This window comes from Tessaracoccus sp. OH4464_COT-324 (genome assembly GCF_003932855.1).
GTDB lineage: Bacteria > Actinomycetota > Actinomycetes > Propionibacteriales > Propionibacteriaceae > Arachnia.
This window is the reverse complement of record NZ_RQYZ01000196.1, coordinates 1-296: the sequence shown is the minus strand read 5'-3', so window position 1 is coordinate 296 and position 296 is coordinate 1. Positions and strand designations below refer to the sequence as shown.

General features: G+C 30.7%; 1 protein-coding gene. It reads left to right on the top strand.

Translation table 11 applies throughout. The annotated features are described in order from the left end of the window. Window positions 1-83 precede the first annotated feature (83 nt). The coding region (locus EII42_RS13665) for a hypothetical protein (RefSeq protein WP_233558429.1) at window positions 84-296 on the top strand (213 nt) is incomplete at its 3' end.

Here is a 296-nt window from a genome sequence, read left to right as displayed (position 1 = left end):
TTTATTTTTGGTATGTTTGTACAAACCCCATTTTTTTATTATTTGATTAATGCCACAGCAAGTCTAAGACAGAGATTACGGAAATGATATTTTTATCTTATTTTTCCTTATATTTATTGCTTTTCGATTTGGATATGCCATTTTTTCGTGGTGTAGGATCTTCTCCATTCTCGCTTATGATAAGCCTTGCAGTGATCTATTGGCATTGGGAAGATGTAAAAAAAAGAATTCCGTTATTACGAGCTGAATTTACTAAAATTGCACTGTTATTTATCGGATTATCTTTATATGTTGCT